The organism is Micromonospora parva, from assembly GCF_040649675.1.
In the GTDB taxonomy this organism is placed as follows: Bacteria; Actinomycetota; Actinomycetes; order Mycobacteriales; family Micromonosporaceae; genus Micromonospora; species Micromonospora parva.
Genome location: NZ_JBEZFX010000003.1, coordinates 25,048 through 46,959 on the forward strand (window position 1 = coordinate 25,048; position 21,912 = coordinate 46,959).

Genomic DNA, 21,912 nt, shown 5'->3' on the forward strand with positions numbered 1-21,912 from the left:
GGCCAGGTCTTGCATTGTGACAATGTAACGCGCAGAGTGTGGGGAGCACACGGGGAGGCGCGACATGCTCGGGTTCATCTGGGCGCAGCTACGCGGCCGTGCTGGTCGGTCGGTGGCGCTGCTGGCGGGCGTGCTGGTGGCGACCACCGGCTTCGTCGTCCTGACCGGCGCCACCACCACCTCCCGCCTCGAGGTCACCGGCGCTGTCGAGCGCGACACCCGGGCCGCCTACGACATCCTCGTCCGTCCGCAGGGAGCCCGCACGCCGCTGGAGGTCGAACGGGGACTGGTCCGTCCGAACTACCTCTCCGGCCTCTTCGGCGGCATCACCCCCGCGCAGTACGAGCAGGTGAAACAGGTCGCCGGCGTCGACGTGGCCGCGCCGATCGCCATGCTGGGTTACTCGACCTCGTCCGTGACGGTCCGGTTCGACCTGACCGACGCGGTCGATCGTTCCCTGGATCAGCAGGTCATCCGGCTCGACCCCACCTTCACCGCCGAACGCGGGCTCACCACGGCCCCGAGCCGTCCACGCTACGTGTACGTGACCAAGCGCCCGCTGCTCTACCCCGAGGGCGGCGACCCGAACGCCCCCTCCATCCCGTACTCGGACGGCCGGATGTATCCGTACGACCAGGAGTGCGGGGATGTCCCACGGGAAGTGCTTCCGGACGGGCGGAGCCAGCCGATCTGCGACCCGCACCTGATCCCAAGGTCGGCGAACGATGGATGGACCTCCGAGCGGGAGAACTGGAGCGTCGACACCGTTCGACTATTACCCGATGGGCGCTTCGAAGAGAACAGTTGGCAGTCCGGTCGCGCCAAGCGCGTCGCCACCGACCAACTGGTGGCCACCTACCGGGTGACGGTGCCGTTCCTGCTGGCCGCCGTCGACCCCGAGGCGGAGCAGCGGCTCGTCGGCCTCGACGACGCGGTGATCGAGGGCCGCGCTCTTCGACCCGACGACACGGCCACCGACACCCACCTCCCCATGCATATACCCGAACGGTTCATCCCGGTGTTGAGCACCAGCCGCCCCTACCTCGATGTCACAGTGCGGTCCGCCCTCACCCGGCTGCCGCAGGCGCGCCCCGCCGGGTTGAGCATCCCCGACCTGGAGCAGGCGCTGTCCGGCGCCACCGGGGTCAAGGTCGGGACCGAGGAGTACGCGATCGCCGACGGGTACCGCGACCTGCTGGCCGCGGGGATCTCCCCGACCGGCTGCTGCCGGGGTGAGTTGCAGACGATGATTCAAGCGGGTGCCCCGGAGTACGACCGACTCGCCGACGGCACTCTCCGTGCTGGCACGCGACCGCCGTTCGATGCCAAGGCCTTCGGCACCGACAACATCTACAACTTCGACGGACGTCCGTGGTCGGCCGACGACAACGGCTTCCGCCCGCTGACCGCGGTCCCCATGCAACCGCCAGGCCCGATCGTCCAGCTGCGGGACTGGCGGACCGTCGGCATCTTCGATCCGGAGAAGCTGAGCGGGTTCAGCGACCTGTCCCGGCTCCCGCTGGAGACGTACGAGCCGCCACGCCTCGACGGCGCGGACGAGCGCAGCCGCCAGGCGCTGGGCGGCCGGCCGCTGGAACCGAGCGGCAACCCGGCCGGCTACGTCTCCGCACCGCCCCTGCTGCTCACCAGCCTGGCGGCGGTGCCGAAGCTGATGGAGGGCAGCCCCAGCCCCAGCCGGACGGCGCCGATCAGCGCGATCCGGATCCGGGTCGCCGACGTCTCCGGCTACACCGAACGGTCCGCCGAGCGGGTCCGGCTCATCGCCGAGCGAATCGCCGACACGACCGGGCTGGACGTCGATCTCACCATCGGCTCGTCTCCCGCCCCGCAGACCGTCGAGCTACCGGCGGGCCCGTTAGGCCGGCCCGACCTGCGGCTGACCGAGCCGTGGTCCGCACTCGGGATCGCCTCGGTCATCATCAAGGCGGTCGACCGTAAGAGCCTCGTTCTGTTCGGGCTGGTGCTTGTGGTCTGCGCGCTGTTCCTTGGCAACGCGGTCTCCGCCGCCGTCCGGGACCGCCGCCCCGAACTGGCGGTGCTCGCCTGCCTGGGCTGGTCAGCCCGGCGGATCGCGGCGCTGATCCTCGGCGAGGTGGCCGCGCTGGGGCTCGCCGCCGGTCTGCTGGCCCTCGGGCTGGCGTTCCCGTTGGCCGCCGCGCTGAACATCGAGATCGGCTGGCATCAGGCAGCGCTCGCCGTACCGGTGGCTCTGCTGCTGGCGCTGGTGGCGGGCGTGGCCCCGGCGCTGCGGGCTGCGGGCGCGCACCCGGCCGCCGCGCTGCGGCCCATGGTCGCCCCGGCCCGGTGGGTGCGGCGGCCGCGCAACCTGTTCGGGATGGCAGTGGTCAATCTGGTCCGCACCCCCGGGCGCACGCTGCTCGGGGCCGGAGCGCTGGCCATCGGGCTGACCGCGTTGACAGTGGTCAGCGCCGCCGCCTACGCCTTCCGTGGCGCGATCGTCGGCAATCTGCTCGGTGACACCGTCTCGCTGAACGTACGGGGTGCGGACACCCTGGCCGCGGTCGTCACGGTCCTGCTGGGCGCGGGTGCCGTCGCCGACGTGCTGTACCTGAACGTCCGGGACCGCGCCGCCGAGTTGTCCACGCTGCGTGCTGTCGGCTGGACGGACACCGCGCTGAGCCGCCTGGTGGGTTACGAAGGGTTCCTCATCGGCGCGCTCGGGGCGGTGGCCGGCGCGGGGCTCGGGCTCGCCGGGGCCGCCTGGCTGGTCGGCGCGCTGCCGGCCGCCCTGATCATGGTCGCGGCCGCGGTGGCCCTCGGCGGGGTGCTGCTCACCTGTCTGGCGGCGCTCGTGCCGGCCGCGTTGCTGCGCCGGCTCCCGACCGCACGGCTACTCGCGGAGGAGTGACGATGGAGGCAACCACCGGCAGCACGGTCCGGACTGTCGGGCTGAACCGGCAGTTCCGCACCGGCACGGAAAAGTTGACAGCTGTCGACGACGTCTCGTTGGAGATCACGGCCGGGTCGGTGGTGGCGCTGACCGGTCCCAGCGGCTCGGGCAAGTCCACACTGCTGCACCTGATCGGCGCCATCGAGCAGGCCGACAGCGGCACCGTCACCGTCGACGACGTGGAGGTCACCTCGCTGCGTCGTGCCGCGCTGGCCCGCTACCGGCAACGGGTCGGGTTCGTGTTCCAGCGCTACCACCTGCTGCCCGCGCTCACCGTGCTGGACAACGTGATCGCGCCGGTCCTCCCCCGCCGGGGCCGGACCGATCACGCGACGCGGGCCCGCGAACTGCTCGACGCGGTGGGCCTCGCCGGGCGGGAGCGCGCCCTGCCCGCGCAGCTCTCCGGTGGCCAGCAGCAGCGGGTCGCCATCGCCCGGGCCCTGATGGGCGCGCCGGGCCTGCTGCTGGCCGACGAGCCCACCGGCAACCTCGACTCCACCACCGGTGGGCAGATCCTCGACCTGCTGCTCGACCTCCGCGACCGGCACGGCATGACGATCCTGCTGGCCACCCACGAACAGGCCATCGCGGCCCGCTGTGACCGGCTGGTCCGGCTGGCCGACGGACGCGTCACCGAGGACCTCGACCTCACCGACGGCGAGGACCCGGCCGACACGTACGGGCGGGCGACCCAACTGCGGTTGTGAGGCCGCCCGGAGGTGGCCTCAGGCGACCGGGCTCGCGGTGCGGACCAGTTCGGCGATCCGCTCGGCGACCGACCGGGCGGTCGCCTCGGTGGCCGCCTCGACCATCACCCGGACCAGCGGCTCGGTGCCCGACGGGCGCAGCAGCACCCGACCGGTCTCCCCCAGCTCCGCCTCGGCCCGCTCGACCTCGGCGCGGACGGCTGGCGCGGCCGCGCCGATGGTCCGGTCGCCGACCGGGACGTTGATCAGCACCTGGGGCAGCTTGGTGACCACCGAGGCCAGCTCGGCGAGGGACTGGCCGGTGGCCGCCATCCGGGCCATCAGGTGCAGGCCGGTGAGCACCCCGTCGCCGGTGGTGGCGTGCGCGGGCATGACGATGTGGCCGCTCTGCTCACCGCCGAGTGCCAGCCCGGAGGCGCGCAGCTCCTCCAGCACGTACCGGTCGCCGACCTTGGTCTCGATCAGGCGGATGCCCTGCGCGGACATCGCCAGGCGCAGCCCGAGGTTGCTCATCACGGTGGCCACCAGGGTGTCCTGGGTGAGCGTGCCGGCGTCCCGCATGGCCAGCGCGAGGATCGCCATGACCTGGTCGCCGTCCACCTCGTCACCGTCGGCGGTGACCGCCAGGCAGCGATCGGCGTCGCCGTCGTGGGCGATGCCCAGGTGGGCGCCGTGCTCGACCACTGCGGCACGCAGCGCGTCGATGTGGTTGGAGCCACAGTCGTCGTTGATGTTCAGGCCGTCGGGCTCCGCGTAGATGGCGATGACCTCGGCGCCGGCTTCCCGGTAGGCAACCGGGGCGACCTCGGCGGCGGCGCCGTTGGCGCAGTCGACCACGACCTTGATCCCGTCGAGCCGGTGCCCAACGGTGCCCACCAGGTGCTGGACGTAGTGGTCGGCACCGTCGAGCAGGTCGTGCACGCGGCCGACGCCGGCGCCGATCGGCCGGTCCCAGGCGGTGGTGGCGTTCGTCTCGACGGCCGCCTCGATCCGCATCTCGATCTCGTCGGGCAACTTGTGCCCACCGGCGGCGAAGAGCTTGATGCCGTTGTCCGGCATCGGGTTGTGTGACGCGGAGAGCATCACACCCAGGTCGGCCTTGGCCTCGGCGGTGAGGAACGCCACCGCGGGGGTGGGCAGCACACCGACCCGGACGACGTTGGCGCCGGCGCTGGTCAGCCCGGCCACCACGGCGGCCTCCAGCATCTCGCCGCTGGCGCGGGTGTCCCGGCCGACGACGGCGAGCGGCGGGTGGCTGCGGTCCGTCTCGGCGAGTGTGTGCGCGGCGGCCACCGCCACCGCCAGTGCCAACTCCGGGGTGAGATCCGCGTTCGCCCGCCCGCGTACGCCGTCCGTGCCGAACAACCGACCCATACCCGCCAACCTCCGAATGAGCACTGCCTGTGAGGAGAAAGCGGAACGGCCGACCCGCCTCCCTCGACGAGGGGGAGGCGGACCGGCCGTCCGTCAGAAGTACAACGCGCTGGGAAAGATCAGCGCTTCGAGTACTGGGGAGCCTTACGGGCCTTCTTGAGGCCGTACTTCTTGCTCTCCTTGACCCGGGCGTCACGGGTGAGGAAGCCGGCCTTCTTCAGGGCCGGGCGGTCGTCCGGCTCGTTGACGATCAGCGCGCGGGCGATGGCCAGCCGCAGCGCACCGGCCTGGCCGGTGGTGCCGCCGCCACGCAGGTTCGCGATGACGTCGAACTGCTCGGGCTTCTCGGCGGTGACCAGCGGGTCCTTGATGAGCTGCTGGTGCACCTTGCTCGGGAAGTACGCCTCAAGGTCGCGACCGTTGCAGGTGATCTTGCCGGTGCCCGGGACGATGCGGACCCGGACGATGGCCTCCTTGCGGCGGCCCACGGTCTGGATCGGCCGGTCACCACGAGGCGCGCGGGCGACGGGCGCCGGCGCCTCGGTGGCCTCGGGGGCTTCCGGGGCGACCTCGGTCTCGATGATGTCGGTCATGCTGCTTCCTTCGCCCGCGCTCACTGCGCGATCTGCTTGATCTCGAACGGCACCGGCTGCTGCGCGAGGTGCGGGTGCTCGGCACCGGCGTAGACCTTCAGCTTCTTGATCAGCTGACGGCCGAGCTTGTTGTGCGGGAGCATCCCCTTCACAGCCAGCTCGATGGCCCGCTCGGGACGCTTGGTCAGCAGCTCGTCGTAGCCGACCTGCTTCAGACCACCCGGGTAACCGGAGTGGCGGTAAGCGACCTTGGTCTGGCGCTTGTTGCCGGTCAACGCAACCTTGCCCGCGTTCACGATGACGACAAAGTCGCCCGTGTCGACGTGCGGCGCGAAAGTCGGCTTGTGCTTACCACGCAGCAACGTGGCGGCGTGGGTGGCCAGGCGGCCCAGCACGACATCAGAGGCGTCGATGACGTGCCACTGACGCTCGATCTCACCCGGCTTCGGGCTGTACGTACGCACAGGTCTACCTTGTCTCGTCGTCGGTCTGGGGTCGCGCGCCGAGGTGACCAGAGTTAGCAGGCCGGACCAGCGCGCACGAACGACCAAGCGTACCTGATGGGGCACGCCTCTGGATGTCGTACAACAGCAGGCAACGATACCCGGCGCCCCGTCCGCAGGTCAAAACGGGGGTACGGTCCCGCACGATGACGCGCCGAGGGTGGCTCAGCTCACACGTTGGCGAGACGGCCGGCCCTCGGCCGACGGTAGACGACCCAGGTGGCCGCGAAGCACAACGCGTACCAGCCGATGAAGGCCAGGTAGGCGGCGTCGGCGTTGCCCGAGCTGAGGAACGACTGGCGGAACGCGATGTTGACCAGCACGCCACCGGAGGCCCCGATCGCACCCGCGATGCCGATCAACGCGCCGGTCATCCTTCGGGCCCACCGCGCGGCCGCCTCCGGATCGCGCTGGCCGCTGGCCATCGCGTCCGCCGCCCGGGCGCGGAAGATCGCCGGGATCATCTTGTAGGTGGAGCCGTTGCCGATGCCGGAGAAGACGAAGAGGGCGAGGAACCCCGCCAGGTAGAGCCCGAACGAGCGCTCCCGGGCGGCGTACAGCACGGTGCTCGCGCCGGCCGCCATCGCGACGAAGTTCCAGAAGGTCACCCGGGCACCGCCCAACCGGTCGGCGAGGTGCCCGCCCAGCGGCCGGATCAGCGAGCCGATCAGCGGGCCCAGGAAGGTCAGCCAGGCGGCGTCGACAGGGGTGGGGAACCGCTCGGCGAACTGGAGCTGAAGCACCTGACCGAAGGCGAAACCGAAGCCGATGAACGAGCCGAAGGTGCCGATGTAGAGCAGCGACATCACCCAGGTGTGCGGGTCGCGGGCCGCCTCGCGCAACGCCCCCGGCTCGTTGCGCGCCCCGGGCACGGTGTCCAACCAGCGGGCCGCCGCCAGCGCGGCCAGCACGATCAGCGGCAGGTAGACGGCCGGCACCAACCGGGGGTACGCGGCGCCCGCGGTGGCGAGGACCGCCAGGCCGACCAGTTGCACGGCGGGTACGCCCAGGTTGCCCCCGCCGGCGTTGAGCCCGAGCGCCCGCCCCTTGAGTCGCTGCGGGTAGAACAGGTTGATGTTCGCCATCGAGGAGGCGAAGTTGCCGCCGCCGACCCCGGTGAGGCAGGCGAGCACCATCAGCGTGGAGTAGGACACCCCGGGTTCCAGCAGTACCGTCATCGGCACCGCAGGCACCAGCAACAGCAGTGCGCTGATGATCGTCCAGCGTCGTCCGCCGAAGCGGGCCACCGCCAGCGTGTACGGCAGCCGCAGCACCGCGCCCAGTGCGGCCGGCACGGCGGTGAGCAGGAACTTGCCGGCCGGATCGATGCCGTACGCGGGGCCGAGGAAGAGCACGGTGACCGACCAGAGGCTCCACACCGAGAAGCCGACGTGCTCCGCGAAGATCGAGACCCAGAGGTTGCGTCGGGCGATCGGCGCGCCGGTGGTCTGCCAGAAGTCCGGGTCCTCGGGGCGCCAGTCGTGCAGCGGTTGCCGGCGACCGGTGACGGCAGGCGGCTCGGCGGTGACTGCGGTGCTGGTGAGCGTGCTCACGGCGGCTCCTCCTCGTCGATGTGACGAGGGGAAACGCTAGGAACGCCGGGTTACCTGGCAGTGCCCGTCGCGGGTCGGGCCGGAAACGGGGATCGCACCACGGGCCGGCGGCGGTGGTGAGCACGCGGTGGTGAGCACGCCACCCGGGCCACGTGCTCAGAGCTGTTGGAGAATGCGCAGCGCGCGGCCGACCCGGAGCATGGTGTCGGCGTCGGCGACGTCCACGCACCCGGTGAACCACTTTTTCATGGGTGAGGAGATCCGGTCGGGCATCACCACGTACCGGCCCATCGGCACGGCGAGCGGTGAGTCCCGCAGCAGCGACTCCTCGACCACCTCGACGACGATCACGATGGGCACGTCTGTGGAGTTGTAGACGTCCGAGCTGATCACCAGGCCGAGGCGTTCCCGGGCGCCCTCGATGCGCCAGATCTCACCCCTACGCAGCACGCGGCCGTCCGTCGGAGAACAGGTCGTTGACCATGCCCACCTCGCGGGCGTCGGCGAGGGCGGCGGACTCCAGATCCAGGCTGGCGCGGCCCACGGCGGCGGCGTGCGCGGTGAAGACCTCGCGCAGCGCCTTCTCCCGGGCGGCCTGGTCCATCCACGCGGAGAGCGACAGCCCTTCGCGCTTGGCGAACCGCCGCGCCTCCTCGATCGTCTCGTCCGTGAACGAGAGAGTCACCTTGGCAGTCATGCCGAGCAGATTACCCAGCGGTGTGACCGACAGTCATCCCGGCGCTCACCGGCTCGCTCCCGGGCGACGAAAGGCACATTCCGCCGAGGCTCACCCGGCCCGACCACCGAACACCGCGAAACGCCACTCCTTGAAGTAGCAGTCGACGTCGACCAGGCCCGCCTCGGCCAGCCACCGGCACTGGTCGGCCACGGTCGCCGGGCGGTCGTGGCGCATCCGCTCCCGGGACCCCGCGATCTCGTCGGGGGACGCACCCAGCTCCGTGATCCGCTCCAACCACACCTCGTCGTAGCGCCGGTCCAGTTCCGGGGTCGGGCCGGCGACCTGCTCGGCGTTGACGAACACCCCGCCCGGCGCCAGCGCGGCGGCGGCCCGCCGGTAGAGCGCGCGCTTGCCGCCGTCGTCCAGGTGATGGATCGCCAGGGCGCTGACCACCGCGTCGTACCGGCCGGGCGGCAGCTCGTCGGCCAGGTCCGCCCGGACCGCGCGGTGCGGCACGGACCGCGCGGCCAACTGGTCGGTGGCGCGGGCGAGCATCGCCGGGGCTCCGTCCACCACTGTCAGCCGGACTCCGGGCACCGCCGTGGCCAGCAGCAGCGAGAGCAGGCCGGTGCCCGCGCCCAGATCCAACACCTCCGGGGTACGCCCGGCGGCGAGCGCGGCGCGCAGCGGCGGCGCGGCCACCTGGACGGCGGTGCCGTAGAAGGCGTCGAAGCAGGGCACCAGCCGCCTGCGCGCCTCGTCGTAGGTGCCGGCCACCGCGTCGAAGACGTCCGTCACGCCCATCGCAGCCTCCCAGAGTATGAGACAGATTTCCCACATTATAAGCGATACGCGATGACCGACGCCCGAACCGAAAGCCGAACCGAGGCCGACTTGCACTGACGGTCCCCGCGAGATGAGGCGCGCTGCCGCTTTGGAGCTGATGTCGCGAACGAGTCAACCGCCGCTGTCAGCGGTTCAGCTCCACAGACTCCGACTCGCACCCTCCAACGCGCCCGCTGCCCATGTGCGGTGTGAGCCCCACTTGACAGGACCGAAACAGAAGGGACCCGGACCGGAAACCGCCCGACGGCACGCTTTCCCGACATGACAGACGGTGCACGGTCGGCAACTCCACCGGGGCTGACGCCCCGGGAAGTGGCGACGCACTGCCCGTACTGCGCACTGCAGTGCGGAATGACGCTGCGCGCGGGCGACACCGGGGTGACCGTCCACCCGCGCCAGTTTCCCACCAATCGGGGCGGGCTCTGCCAGAAGGGTTGGACGGCCGCCGAACTGCTCGACCACCCGGACCGACTGACCACCCCGCTGGTGCGCGACCCGGCCACCGACACACTGCAACCGGCAAGCTGGGACACCGCGCTGGACCGGGTGGTCGCCGGCATCCGCGCCGTCCAGGCCGACGCCGGTCGGGACGCGGTCGCCGTCTTCGGCGGTGGCGGCCTGACCAACGAGAAGGCGTACGCGTTGGGGAAGTTCGCCCGGATCGGGCTGCGGACCCGGCACATCGACTACAACGGACGGTTCTGCATGTCCTCGGCGGCAGCCGCCGGGATGCGCGCCTTCGGCATCGATCGTGGGCTGCCGTTCCCGCTGGCCGACCTGGGCCGGGCCGACACACTGCTGCTGGTCGGGGCGAACCCGGCGGAGACCATGCCGCCGCTGGTGCGGTGGCTCACCGAGCAGCGCGGCAACGGCGGGAAACTGATCGTCGTCGACCCCCGGGTCACCGCCACCGCCCGCCAGGCCGACCTGCACCTGCAACCACTGCCGGGCACCGACCTCGCGGTTGCCAACGCGCTGCTGCACATCGCGCTCACCGAGGGGTGGGTCGACCGGGCGTACGTCGCCGAGCGCACCACCGGATTCGACGCGGTCCGCCGCGGCGTCGCCGCCTGGTGGCCGGCCCGCGCGGAAGAGCTGTCCGGGGTGCCGGTGGCCGACCTGGAGGCGACCGCCCGCGCGCTGGGCACCGGCGGTCGGGTGATCATCCTGACCGCGCGCGGCGCCGAGCAGCACGCCAAGGGGGTGGACACCGTCACCGCGTACGTCAATCTCGCCCTCGCCCTCGGTCTGCCCGGCCGCGACGGTTCGGGGTACGGCTGCCTCACCGGCCAGGGCAACGGCCAGGGCGGCCGGGAACACGGGCAGAAGGCCGACCAACTCCCCGGCTACCGCAAGATCGACGACCCGGCGGCCCGGGAACACGTGGCCGGGATCTGGGGCGTACCGGCCGACGAGCTGCCCGGCCCGGGGGTGCCGGCGTACCAACTGCTCGACGCGCTGGGCACCCCGGGCGGGCCGCGCGCGTTGCTGGTGTTCGGGTCCAACCCGGTGGTCTCGGCACCCCGGGCGGCCCGGATCGAGGGCCGGCTGCGCGACCTGGACCTGCTGGTCGTCGCCGACCTGCTGCTCTCCGAGACGGCCGCGTTGGCGGACGTGGTGCTGCCCACCGCGCAGTGGGCCGAGGAGGACGGCACCATGACCAACCTGGAGGGTCGGGTGCTGCGTCGGCGCGCACTACGGCCACCCCCGCCCGATGTCCGGACCGACCTGGCCATCATCGCCGGCCTGGCGGCGCGGCTGGCAGTCGCCGAAGCGACCGACACCGCACCGGCCGGCACGGCGCCGACAACCACCAGGACGCCCGGCACCGCACCGGCCGGCACGGCACTGGCAAGCACCAGGACGCCCGGCACCGAATTGGCCGGCACCGCACCGGCACCCGCCGAGACGGCCGGGCGACCGGAGGCTGCCGTCTCGGCGGGGCGTTTTCCCACCGACCCGGCTGCCGTCTTCGCCGAGCTGCGCCGCGCCTCCGCGGGCGGGGCCGCCGACTACGCCGGCATCAGCTGGGACCGGATCGACGCCGACGACGGCGTCTACTGGCCCTGCCCGACCGAGGACGGGCCGGACACGCCACGACTCTTCGCCGACCGGTTCGCCACCCCGGACGGCCGGGCCCGCTTCCACGCCGTCGACCATCGGCCGGCCGCCGAACAGGTCTGCGCCACGTATCCGCTGCACTTCACCACCGGTCGGGTGCTCGCGCAGTACCAGTCGGGAACCCAGACCCGACGGGTGGCCGCGCTGCGCCGCGCCGCGCCGGAGGCGTTCGTCGAACTGCACCCCGACCTGGCCGCCCGGTTGGGCATCGACGACGGCGACCCCGTGCGGGTCACCTCGCGCCGAGGTGAGTTCCGCGCCCCGGCCCGACTCAGCGCCGGGATACGACCCGACACCGTGTTCGCCCCGTTCCACTACGCCGGGGCGGGACGCGCCAACTCGGTGACCAACGACGCGGTCGACCCGATCTCCGGGATGCCCGAGTTCAAGATCTGCGCCGTCCGGGTGGAGAAGGCATGACCGCCCGGGTGGTCATCGTCGGCAACGGCATGGCGGGCGCGCGCCTCGCCGGTGAGCTGCACGCCCGGGAGGGAGACCGGAAGGTCACGGTGCTCGGGGCCGAGCCGCACCGCGCGTACAACCGGATCCTGCTCTCCACCCTGCTGGCCGGCCGGATCGGCGAGCCGGACGTGGAGCTGACCGAAGCCGCCGGGCACGGCGTCGACCTGCGCAGCGGCGTACCGGTGACCGCCATCGACCGGTCCGCCCGGCAGGTCCGCACCGACGACGGCGAACGAATCGGGTACGACCACCTGGTGCTGGCCACCGGCGCCCGCGCGGTGGTGCCGTCGCTGCCCGGCCTCGACCCGGCGAACCTGCCGGAGCGGGTGGTCCCCTTCCGGACCCTGGACGACTGCCGGCGGATCCTCGCCGCGGCGGACGGCGCCCGCAGCGCGCTGGTGCTCGGCGGCGGGCTCCTCGGCCTGGAGGCCGCCCGAGGACTGGCCACCCGGGGCCTGGCCACCACAGTGGTGCACCCGAGAGAACACCTGATGGAACGGCAACTGGACCCGGCGGCCGGTGCGGTGCTCGCCGGCACACTCGCCGGTTTCGGCGTCACCGTCCAACTGGGAGTGTCGGCCACCGGCGTGGCCACGGACGCCAACGGTGTCCGCCTCGACCTGGCCGACGGCCGGTCGCTTCACGCCGACCTGCTGGTGCTCTCCTGCGGCGTACGACCGGACACCGCCCTCGCGCAGGCCGCCGGCCTGACCGTGCGGCGCGGCGTGGTGGTGGACGACCGGCTCCGCACCAGCGACCGGTCCATCTCCGCGATCGGCGACTGCGCCGAGCACGACGGCGTGCTCACCGGGCTGGTAGCGCCCGCCTGGGCCCAGGCCCAGGTGCTCGCGGACGTGCTGACCGGCACCGACCCACTGGCCCGCTACCGGCCCCGGCCGGTGGTGACCCGGCTGAAGGCCGCCGGGATCGACCTGGCCTCGATGGGTGACGCGGCCGGCGGCGAGCCGGGCGAGGAGCTGACCTTCGCCGACCCGGCCCGGGGCACGTACGCCCGGTTGCGGATCCGGGACGAGCGGTTGATCGGCGCGATCCTGCTCGGCGACAACCCGGCGGTCGGCACGGTGATCCAACTCTTCGACCGTGGCCACCCGGTGCCGACCGACCGGCGGGCGCTGCTGCTGGGCCGGGCACTCGGTGCGGTCGGCGCGACCCCGGCCGCCTCACCGGCGCTGATGCCGGACGCGGCCACGGTGTGCCAGTGCAACACGGTGAGCAAGGGCGCACTGGTCAGAAGCTGGCGCTCCGGCGCCCGGACTGTCGATGCGGTGGTGGCCGCGACCCGGGCCGGCACCGGATGCGGCGGATGCCGGGACGCGGTGAGCGGCATCGTCGACTGGCTGAGCCAGGCGGAATCGGTGGAGGTGACGCGATGAGCGGCGGCGATCTGATCGTCATCGGCAACGGAATGGTCGGGCAGCGGTTCGTGGACGCGCTGCGCGCCCGCGACCCCCAGGGCAGCTGGCGGGTGACGGTGCTGGCCGAGGAGGGGCGCCCGGCGTACGACCGGGTGCGGCTCTCGGCGTACTTCGACGGGGTGACCGAGAGCGAACTCAACCTGCACACACCCGACGACGGGGTGCGGCTGCGCCTCGGCGAACCGGCCACCGCCGTCGACCGGGACCGACAGGTGGTGACCACCGCCGTCGGCGAGTACCGCTACGACGCGCTGGTGCTGGCCACCGGGTCGTACCCGTTCGTACCGCCGGTGGCCGGCACCGAACTGCCCGGCGTCTTCGTCTACCGGACCCTGGACGACCTGGCGGCGATCCGGGCGTACGCGCGGGGTCGGCGGGTCGGCGCGGTGATCGGGGGCGGGCTGCTCGGTCTGGAGGCCGCGAACGCCCTGCGACTGCTCGGCCTGAGCACCGACGTGGTCGAGTTCGCTCCCCGGTTGATGCCGGTGCAGGTGGACCAGGCCGGCGGCGCGATGCTCCGTCGCTACGTCGACGACCTGGGCGTACGGACCCATCTCGGGGTGGCGACCACAGCGATCCGTCCCGGCCCGGACGGCGGCGTCGCGGCCCTGGAACTCTCCGACGGCAGCACCATCGACGCCGAGCTGGTGGTGGTGGCCGCCGGCATCCGGCCCCGGGACCAGTTGGCCCGCGACGCCGGTCTGCCGCTGGGCCCGCGCGGCGGGGTGCTCGTCGACGCGACCTGCCGCACCGTCGACGAACGGATCTGGGCGGTCGGCGAGTGCGCGGCGGTCGACGGCACCTGCCACGGTCTGGTCGCGCCGGGCTACGCGACGGCCGAGGTGGTGGCCGACCGGCTGGTCGGCGGCGCGGCGACCTTCCCGGGTGCGGACACCGCCACCAAACTCAAGCTGCTCGGCGTGGACGTGGCCTCGTTCGGTGACGCCCACGGCGCCACCGAGGGCTGCCTGGACGTCACGTTCACCGACCCGGCCACCCGGGTCTACGCGAAGCTGGTCCTCTCCGACGACGCGCACACCCTGCTCGGCGGGGTGCTGGTCGGCGACGCCAGCGCGTACCCGACGCTGCGCGCGAGTGTGGGCGGCCCGCTGCCGGCCGCGCCGCTGGCGCTGCTCGCCCCCGACGGCGGCGGCGCGGACGCCGGGGCGCTGCCGGCCACCGCGCAGGTCTGCTCCTGCAACGCGGTGACCCGGGGCGACGTGGACGCCGCCATCGCCGGTGGTTGCGCGGACGTGGCGGCGGTGAAGGCCTGCACCCGGGCCGGCACCAGCTGCGGTTCGTGCGTGCCGATGCTGAAGCAGCTCCTGGACGCGGCGGGGGTGGCGCAGTCCAGCGCGCTCTGCGAGCACTTCGACGTCAGCCGGCGGGAGCTGTTCGAGATCGTCCGGGTGCGCGGCATCCGCACCTTCTCCCGGCTGGTCGCCGAGCACGGTCGGGGCCGTGGCTGCGACATCTGCAAGCCGGTGGTGGCCTCGATCCTCGCCTCGCTGGGCAACGGGCACGTGCTCGACGGTGAGCAGGCGTCGTTGCAGGACACCAACGACCATTTCCTGGCCAACCTGCAACGCGACGGCAGCTACTCGGTGGTGCCCCGGATACCGGGCGGCGAGATCACCCCGGAGAAGCTGATCGTGATCGGCGAGGTCGCCCGGGACTTCCAGCTCTACACGAAGATCACCGGTGGGCAGCGGATCGACCTGTTCGGGGCGCGGGTGGAGCAGTTGCCGCAGATCTGGCGGCGGCTGGTGGACGCCGGCTTCGAGTCCGGTCACGCGTACGGCAAGGCGCTGCGCACTGTGAAGTCGTGCGTGGGTGAGACGTGGTGCCGGTACGGGGTGCAGGACTCGGTGGGGTTGGCCGTCGCGTTGGAGCTGCGCTACCGCGGGCTACGCGCCCCGCACAAGCTCAAGTCGGCGGTCTCCGGTTGCGCCCGGGAGTGCGCCGAGGCCCGCAGCAAGGACTTCGGCATCATCGCCACCGAGACCGGCTGGAATCTCTACGTGGGCGGCAACGGGGGTTTCCGCCCCCGGCACGCCGACCTGTTCGCCACCGACCTGTCCACTGACGAGCTGATCACGCTGATCGACAGGTTCCTCATCTACTACATCCGCACCGCCGACCGGCTGCAACGCACCGCCGGCTGGATCGAGGCGATGGACGGCGGCCTCGACCACCTGCGCGCGGTGATCGTGGACGACTCGCTCGGGCTCTGCGCCGACCTGGACGCGGCGATGGCCCGGCACGTGTCGTCGTACTCCGACGAGTGGCGTGACGTCCTGGACGACCCGGACCGGCTGCGCCGCTACACGTCCTTCGTCAACGCCCCCGACGTGCCGGACCCGTCGATCACCTTCACCCGGGAACGCGGCCAGCCGGTTCCCGTACGCGCTGACGGTCCGGCCGGCGGTCACCGTCCGCAACCCGTCACCCTTGGCCTACCGGAGGTACGGCGATGACCCAGACCCTCGCGCTCACCTGGACCACCGTCTGCCTCCTCGACCGGTTGGAACCGGACCGGGGCGTCGCCGCCCTGGTCGACGGGGTGCAGATCGCCCTCTTCCGGACCGCCGACGGGCTGTTCGCGATCGACAACCGCGATCCGGTTTCCGGGGCGTACGTGCTGTCCCGGGGCATCGTGGGCAGCCGCGGCGGGGTGCCGACGGTCGCCTCACCGCTGCACAAGCAGGTGTACGACCTGCGCAGCGGGCACTGCCTCGACCTGCCCGGGGTGACGGTGGCCCGACACGACGTGCGCTGCCGAGACGGGCTGGTCGAGGTGCGGCTGCGACAGGAGGCTTGATGCGGGAAGAACTGGCGGGCTTCACCATCGGGGTGACCGCCGACCGGCGGCGCGACGAGCTGGCCGCGCTGCTCGAACGACGGGGCGCCCGGGTGGTGCTCGCCCCGGCGTTGCGGATCGTGCCGCTCTCCGACGACACCGAGCTGCGTGAGGCGACCCGCGCCTGCCTCGACCAGCCGCCGGACATCCTGATGGCCAACACCGGCATCGGTATGCGCGGTTGGCTGGAGGCGGCCGAGGGTTGGGGGCTGGCCGAGCCGCTGCGTTCCGTGCTGGCCAGCTCGTACGTGGTGGCGCGCGGCCCGAAGGCCCGCGGCGCGATCCGGGCGGCCGGCCTGCACGACCAGTGGTCGCCGGCCTCGGAGAGCTGCGACGAGGTGGTCGACCACCTGCGTCGGCGCGGCGTCGCCGGGCAGGTGATCGCCATGCAGCTGCACGGCGAGCGGCAACCCGAGTGCACGCTCGCGCTGGAGGCGGCGGGCGCCACCGTCATCGAGGTGCCGGTCTACCGCTGGGCACCGCCGACCGACCCGGCGCCGCTGCACCGGTTGATCGACCTGATCGCCGGCCGGCTGGTGGACGCGGTGACGTTCACCTCGGCGCCGGCGGCCGAGGCGTTGCTGCGGGCCGCCGGGGACCGTACCGACGCGGTGCTGTCCGCGTTGCGCGGTGATGTGCTGGCCAGTTGCGTCGGCGCGGTGACCGCCGAGCCGCTGCTGCGACGCGGGGTGCCGGTGAGCGCGCCGGGTCGGGCCCGGTTGGGCGCGCTGGTACGGACCATCGTCGACGAGCTGCCCCGCCGGACCGTGACGTTCAAGGCCGCCGGGCACCTGCTCACGTTGCGCGGGCACGCCGCGGTGATCGACGGCGAGCTGCGGCCGCTCGCGCCCGCACCGATGGCGGTGTTGCGGGCGCTGGCCCAGTCACCGGGGCGGGTGCTGTCCCGCACGGCGTTGCTGCGGACCCTGCCCCGGGGCGCCGACGAGCACGCCGTGGAGATGGCCGTCGCCCGCCTGCGGGCCGGCCTGCGCGCGCCCCGCGTGGTGCAGACCGTGGTCAAGCGCGGGTACCGGCTGCGGGTGGACTGAAGGCGTCACGGCCGGCCGTCGCGCGCCGGCCGTGACGCGGTGGTTCAGCCGACCGGCGTCGGGAAGCCCCGCCCGTGCTCCGACTGGAGCCGGAGCATGGCGTGCTCGACCACCGTCACCAGCACCTGCTTGACCGAGTCCCGCTGCCGGGCGTCGGTCATCACCAGCGGCACCTGCGGCGAGATGGCCAGCGCCTCGCGGACCTCCTCCGCCTCGTACTGCGGAGCGCCGTCGAACTTGTTCAGCGCCACCACGTACGGCAGGTTGCGGTTCTCGAAGTAGTCCAGCGGGGCGAAGGCATCGGTGATCCGGCGGGTGTCCACCAGCACGGCGGCACCCACCGCCCCCCGGATGATCTCGTCCCACATGAACCAGAACCGCGTCTGACCCGGTGTACCGAAGAGGTACAGGATCAGGTCCTGGGCCATGGTGATCCGGCCGAAGTCCATGGCGACCGTGGTGGTCTCCTTGCCCGGCACCTTGGACGGGTCGTCGATGCCGACACCCGCCGCGGTCATCAATGCCTCGGTGGTCAGCGGTGTGATCTCGGAGATCGCCCCGACCAGTGTCGTCTTACCGACGCCGAAGCCGCCCGCGACGACGATCTTCGCGGATACGATTCCCCGGCCCGGCCGCCCCCCTGCGGGGTCATAGCCTGCGAAGTCCACTTAGCACCCTTCCAAGCAGTTCCATCCGCTCCTCGAACCCCTCGGCGGGAGCAGCAGTGTGTAACGTCAGCAGGCTCTCGGCCACCATGTCGGCGACCAACACCCGGGCGACGCCCAGCGGCATCCGGGTGTACGCGGCGATCTCCGCCAGCGACTGTGCTCGGCCCTCACAGACCGTGGCGATGCGGTGCTTGTCGTGCCCGGCGAAGCGGGACTCCGCGACCTGGGTGGGCGAGGCGGTGAGGACGGCCTCAAGGGCGATGTCCTGCCGGGGCTCGGTACGACCACGGGTGACCGCGTACGGACGCACCAGCGCGCCGCGCGGGTCAGCGCGTCGTTGGTCCATTCCCGGTCACCTCCTCATCCCTTGCGGAGCCGGCCTGCGCCGCCTCTCGTCCCTGGTCCGGCACTCGAAGTGAGCGCCGTCCCCCGGTGTTAAGAGCGCACCGCGTCGCGCGGCAGCGGCACCAGCGCGGCGCCCACCCGTTCGACCAGCAGCGCCATCTCGTAGCCCACCTGACCCACGTCGCAGCTGCGCGCGGCCAGCACGGCCATCGACGAACCGTCGCTGATCGACATCAGGAAGAGGTACCCGCTGTCCATCTCGATGACTGTCTGCAACACCCCGCCCGCGCTGAACATCCGGGCCGCGCCCTCGGTCAGGCTCACCACCCCGGAGGTGATCGCAGCGAGCTGGTCCGCCCGGTCCGCCGGCAGGTCCCGGGAGGACGCGAGCAACAGCCCGTCTGCGGACACCGCCACCACGTGGGCGATGCCCGCCACGCTGTCGGCGAAGTTGGTGAGCAGCCAACCCATGTCCTGCATGGCAGCTGGCCTGTTCATCGGCTCTCCTTGGTCGAGGTGCTGTTCAGGTCCGTTCCGGCCGTGCGACCGCGCTGCACACCGCGGTGGTAGGCCGACAGCAGACCACGTACTTCATCCGGGGTCCGCCGGCTGCGGTCCCGGCCGCTCTTGGGCTCGATGCCACCCGGCACGAGCTGTGCCTGCGGCACCCGCTTGGGCAACCCGGAACGGGTGGTCCCGGCGGGGGCCGGCTCGGCAGCCCGGCTTGCCCGCGACCAGCCCTCGTCGGCCGCCGTACGCCAGGCCTCCGGGTCGGGAGCGGGCGCGGGCGGAGCCGTCCGGCCAGCCGGTGCCGGGCTCGGGGTCGGGGTCGGGGTGTACGACGGTGGCGCCGACGACCGGGCGGCGAACCCGTCCATCGTCGCGCCGCCGTTGCCCCCGGTGCCCGGCGCGGTCGTGCCGTCGGAGCTGCCCGGGGTGCGGGTCGGCAGCTTCGGCCGGGCCGGCGGCGCGGCCGGCACGGACGCCGCGCTGTTGCCGCTGCGCAGCCCGGCGTCGGCGGCGGGTGCGGGCGGCTCGTCGAAGTTGGGCCGGGTGAAGATCGCGGTGGCGTCGTCGCCGTGGGACCGGAACCAGACCGCTTCCATCTCCCGGAAGATCGGCGCTTCGGCGGGGAAGTCGGGCCGGGTGCTGACCGGTGCGGCGGGCACCGACGGCACGGCAGGCACCGGCGGTGCGGCAGGGACCGGCGGTGCGGCCGGTGGTGCCACCGCGCCCGGCCCGGCGACCGGCCCGACCGGAAGGCCCTGGCCGCCGCGCCCGTCCGCGCCATCCGCGGTGGCGCCCCGACGTGGCAGCGGGTCGACCGTCGGGTAGGCCACCGTAGGGCTGCCCATCGAGGCGCCCGCGCCGTTGCTGTACGCCGGACGTGCCGGCGGGAGCGGGGCGGCGGGTGCCGGAGCGGCCGGTGCCGGGTCGGCGGGTACGGGCGGCATGGTCGAGCGCGGTCCGGTGTAGCCACCCGCCTGTACGGCCGGGGTGGTGTCCCGCGAGTCGAGCGGTGACTGCCACTGGGCGGGTGCCGGCGTGCTGGTCCGCCACTGGTCGGGCAGCGTCGCCGCCGACGTGGCGGCACCGGCGAACTGCTCGGCGTGACCGACCGGGGTGAGCGGCGTCTGCTCCACGGCCATCGGCTGACGCGGCCGGGTGAGCACCTGCTCCCGGCCCCGGTTGCTGGGCAGCACCACCGTGGTGGCGGGCAGCGTCACCTGGGCTACGGTGCCGCCCTCGACGTTGCGGCGCAGCTCCACCCGGATGCCGTAGCGGGAGGCGAGCCGACTCACCACGGCCAGACCCATCAGCCGGAACGCGGCGACGTCGACGCTCGGCGGGGCGGCCAGCCGCCGGTTGAGCGAGTCGAGCTGTTCGTCGGTGAGGCCGAGCCCACGGTCCTCGATCTGGATCAGCACGTAGTCGCGGATCCGGCGACCGTCGGCGACCACAGTGGTGTTCGGCGGTGAGAACCGGGTGGCGTTGTCGAGGAGTTCGGCGACGAGACGTACCACGTCGTTGACCGCGTGGGCGGCCACCGAGATGTCGGTGTCCACGGTCCCGAACTCGATGCGGTTGTACAGCTCCACCTCGGACTGGGCGGCGCGCAGCACGTCCACCACCAACGCGTCGTCACGACGCGGTACGGCGGAGTCGGCGCCGGCCAGGACCAGCAGGTTCTCGTCGTTGCGGCGCATTCGAGTGGCCAGGTGGTCCAGTTCGAAGAGCTGCGCGAGCCGCTTCGGGTCCTCCTCGCCGCGCTCGATCGCGTCCAGCTCGCCGATCATCCGGTCGACCAGGGTCTGACTGCGGCGGGCCAGGTTGAGGAACATCGCCGAGACGCTGGTCCGTAGTGCCGCCTGCTCGGCGGCGACCCGCACCGCCTCCCGGTGGACGACGTTGAAGGCCAGCGCCACCTGACCGACCTCGTCGCGACTGTTGAGCTGGATGGGGTCGCGGACCTGGCGGACGATCTCGTCCACCCCGCCGTCGCCCACGCTGCCCATGTTCTGCAGCCGCTGCACGGCGTCGGGCAGGTCGTGGTTGGCCACCGAGAGGGCGCCCTCACGCAGTCGGCGCAGCGAGTGGTTGAGCGAGCGGGCCAGCACCACGGCCAGCGACACGGCGATGATCAGGGTCAGCAGCACCAGCACCGACTCGACCACTGCCTGCCGGATGACGTCCGAACGCGCCTGGTCGGCCTGCTGGAGCAGTCGGTCCTGCAGTTGGATCTCGGCCCAGCGCATCAGGTCGTTCACGGCGCCGATGGCCGCGGTGGCGTCCTGCGCGCTGACCAGCGGGCGCTGCCCGACCGAGCGGGTGATGTCGGTGGCCACCCGGTCGGACAGACCGACCGCGTCGCCGGAGACGGTGCTGTTGACCAGGCCGCGCTGCACCGGGTCGGCGGCCAGCGAGAAGGCGACCAGGGCCTCCTGCTGACCGGTCAACGTTGCCACGAAGGACGAGAACTGCTCCGAGTCGAGCTGGCCGGCCGTCAGCGCGGTGAAGGCGACGGCCTCTTCCTCGGCGACGGAAGCCTTGGCGCGGGCGAACGCGGCGACGGCGCGGCGGCTGTCCGCCAGGCTCTCGTCGCCGGGCAGCTGGGCCAGGCCGTCACCGTACGAGACCAGGTCGGTGAGGATGACCCCGTAGCGGAGCACCGCCTCGGCGACCGCCATCTGCCGGCGGTCCAGCACCTCCTGGCGGGTGCCGTCCAGAGTGGCCAGGTGGTCGTCGATGGCGGCCAGCCGGTCCCGTAGGGCGGCCGGCACGTCGCCGATCCGGCCTCGCTCGGCGCGGTACTCGTCCACCTTCTGCTGCGTCTGGCGGACCCGCAGGTTGTACGCGTCGGCCGGCTGCTGCGGGGTGGCCAGGTAGGCGGCTGCGGCCATCCGCTCGGCGTGGAGATCCTGGGTGAGGGCGCTGACGTCGATGGAGAGGGCGGTCAGCGACCGGGCCCGGGTGGCGTCGAAGGCGCCTTCGCCGACGGAGATCAGACGGACCGTGGCCAGCGCGATCACCGCCGCCACCGGGACGACCAGAATCAGCGCCAGCTTGGACCGGATCCGGGCGTCGCGCAGTCTCGGCATCCGTCGGCGTTCACGCCGGTTGCTGTCGCCGAGCGCGGGCAGGGTCGTCGGTCCGGTGCTCACGACATCGCCTCCGTCGTTTCTTCCCCGCCTGAGCCGCCGAGCCATGCCGTAAGCGGAGGGGACCACGCGCGGCACGGCCGCGATTTCATCAGAGATGATCGTGTTTGGGAAGCCGCAGTGAG

At 72.6% G+C, this 21,912-nt stretch carries 18 protein-coding genes; 7 read left to right on the forward strand and 11 right to left on the reverse strand.

What is annotated here, in order from left to right:
- The first annotated feature begins 64 nt into the window (after positions 1 to 64).
- Both AB0C03_RS08575 and AB0C03_RS08580 read left to right on the forward strand, forming a co-directional pair.
- On the forward strand, positions 65 to 2,890 hold the full coding sequence (locus AB0C03_RS08575) for an FtsX-like permease family protein (RefSeq protein WP_357635604.1): 2,826 nt from the start codon (positions 65 to 67) through the stop codon (positions 2,888 to 2,890).
- 2 nt (positions 2,891 to 2,892) lie between these two features.
- Positions 2,893 to 3,639, forward strand: coding sequence for an ABC transporter ATP-binding protein (locus AB0C03_RS08580; protein WP_051708249.1), 747 nt, complete (start codon positions 2,893 to 2,895; stop codon positions 3,637 to 3,639).
- Positions 3,640 to 3,657: 18 nt separating this feature from the next.
- Here AB0C03_RS08580 and glmM read toward each other — a convergent pair whose 3' ends face one another.
- The 7 genes from glmM to AB0C03_RS08615 all read right to left on the reverse strand — a co-directional run bounded on the left by glmM (position 3,658) and on the right by AB0C03_RS08615 (position 9,145).
- Complete coding sequence (gene glmM / locus AB0C03_RS08585) at positions 3,658 to 5,013, reverse strand: phosphoglucosamine mutase (RefSeq protein WP_030329999.1); 1,356 nt, start codon at positions 5,011 to 5,013, stop codon at positions 3,658 to 3,660.
- A gap of 119 nt (positions 5,014 to 5,132) precedes the next feature.
- Positions 5,133 to 5,606, reverse strand: coding sequence for a 30S ribosomal protein S9 (rpsI, locus tag AB0C03_RS08590; protein WP_030329997.1), 474 nt, complete (start codon positions 5,604 to 5,606; stop codon positions 5,133 to 5,135).
- A 20-nt stretch (positions 5,607 to 5,626) separates the two neighbouring features.
- Entirely contained in the window at positions 5,627 to 6,070 is a 444-nt protein-coding gene (gene rplM, locus AB0C03_RS08595; protein ID WP_007465158.1) for a 50S ribosomal protein L13, read from the reverse strand.
- Positions 6,071 to 6,279: 209 nt separating this feature from the next.
- A complete protein-coding gene (locus AB0C03_RS08600; protein WP_357635608.1) occupies positions 6,280 to 7,662 on the reverse strand; it encodes a nitrate/nitrite transporter in 1,383 nt (460 codons plus the stop codon).
- A 156-nt stretch (positions 7,663 to 7,818) separates the two neighbouring features.
- Positions 7,819 to 8,112, reverse strand: a complete 294-nt coding sequence (locus AB0C03_RS08605) for a hypothetical protein (RefSeq protein WP_030329992.1) — start codon at positions 8,110 to 8,112, stop codon at positions 7,819 to 7,821.
- On the reverse strand, positions 8,102 to 8,359 hold the full coding sequence (locus tag AB0C03_RS08610) for a DUF6364 family protein (RefSeq protein ID WP_030329990.1): 258 nt from the start codon (positions 8,357 to 8,359) through the stop codon (positions 8,102 to 8,104). The genes AB0C03_RS08605 and AB0C03_RS08610 overlap by 11 nt, the downstream gene beginning before the upstream one ends.
- A 90-nt stretch (positions 8,360 to 8,449) precedes the next feature.
- Positions 8,450 to 9,145 carry a class I SAM-dependent methyltransferase gene (locus AB0C03_RS08615; protein ID WP_210864734.1) on the reverse strand — a complete coding sequence of 232 codons (696 nt, stop codon included), beginning with the start codon at positions 9,143 to 9,145 and terminating at the stop codon, positions 8,450 to 8,452.
- Positions 9,146 to 9,448: 303 nt separating this feature from the next.
- Here AB0C03_RS08615 and AB0C03_RS08620 point away from each other — a divergent pair, with 303 nt between their 5' ends.
- Genes AB0C03_RS08620 through AB0C03_RS08640 form a run of 5 tightly spaced genes read left to right on the forward strand, consistent with a single transcriptional unit; the run spans position 9,449 to position 17,115 of the window.
- A complete protein-coding gene (locus AB0C03_RS08620; RefSeq protein WP_357635611.1) occupies positions 9,449 to 11,728 on the forward strand; it encodes a molybdopterin oxidoreductase family protein in 2,280 nt (759 codons plus the stop codon).
- The gene (locus AB0C03_RS08625; RefSeq protein ID WP_030329986.1) at positions 11,725 to 13,164 is read left to right on the forward strand and encodes an FAD-dependent oxidoreductase; all 1,440 of its coding nucleotides are present in this window, start codon (positions 11,725 to 11,727) and stop codon (positions 13,162 to 13,164) included. Before AB0C03_RS08620 ends, AB0C03_RS08625 begins: the two co-directional genes overlap by 4 nt.
- Positions 13,161 to 15,683 (forward strand): nitrite reductase large subunit NirB, encoded by a 2,523-nt coding sequence (gene nirB / locus AB0C03_RS08630; protein ID WP_030329984.1) that lies wholly within the window; start codon positions 13,161 to 13,163, stop codon positions 15,681 to 15,683. Before AB0C03_RS08625 ends, nirB begins: the two co-directional genes overlap by 4 nt.
- Entirely contained in the window at positions 15,680 to 16,027 is a 348-nt protein-coding gene (gene nirD, locus AB0C03_RS08635) for a nitrite reductase small subunit NirD (protein ID WP_210857753.1), read from the forward strand. The genes nirB and nirD overlap by 4 nt, the downstream gene beginning before the upstream one ends.
- Positions 16,027 to 17,115 carry a uroporphyrinogen-III synthase gene (locus AB0C03_RS08640; protein WP_030329980.1) on the forward strand — a complete coding sequence of 363 codons (1,089 nt, stop codon included), beginning with the start codon at positions 16,027 to 16,029 and terminating at the stop codon, positions 17,113 to 17,115. Before nirD ends, AB0C03_RS08640 begins: the two co-directional genes overlap by 1 nt.
- Before the next feature lie 44 nt (positions 17,116 to 17,159).
- Here the strand turns inward: AB0C03_RS08640 and AB0C03_RS08645 are convergent, their stop codons facing one another.
- The 4 genes from AB0C03_RS08645 to AB0C03_RS08660 form a co-directional block, all read right to left on the reverse strand.
- Entirely contained in the window at positions 17,160 to 17,783 is a 624-nt protein-coding gene (locus AB0C03_RS08645; protein ID WP_030329978.1) for a GTP-binding protein, read from the reverse strand.
- Positions 17,764 to 18,129: a DUF742 domain-containing protein gene (locus AB0C03_RS08650; protein WP_007465174.1), complete on the reverse strand. Its 366-nt coding sequence runs from the start codon at positions 18,127 to 18,129 to the stop codon at positions 17,764 to 17,766. The genes AB0C03_RS08645 and AB0C03_RS08650 overlap by 20 nt, the downstream gene beginning before the upstream one ends.
- Positions 18,130 to 18,218: 89 nt before the next feature.
- A complete protein-coding gene (locus AB0C03_RS08655) occupies positions 18,219 to 18,626 on the reverse strand; it encodes a roadblock/LC7 domain-containing protein (protein WP_030329975.1) in 408 nt (135 codons plus the stop codon).
- Positions 18,623 to 21,790: a sensor histidine kinase gene (locus AB0C03_RS08660; RefSeq protein WP_357635616.1), complete on the reverse strand. Its 3,168-nt coding sequence runs from the start codon at positions 21,788 to 21,790 to the stop codon at positions 18,623 to 18,625. Before AB0C03_RS08660 ends, AB0C03_RS08655 begins: the two co-directional genes overlap by 4 nt.
- Positions 21,791 to 21,912: the final 122 nt, after the last annotated feature.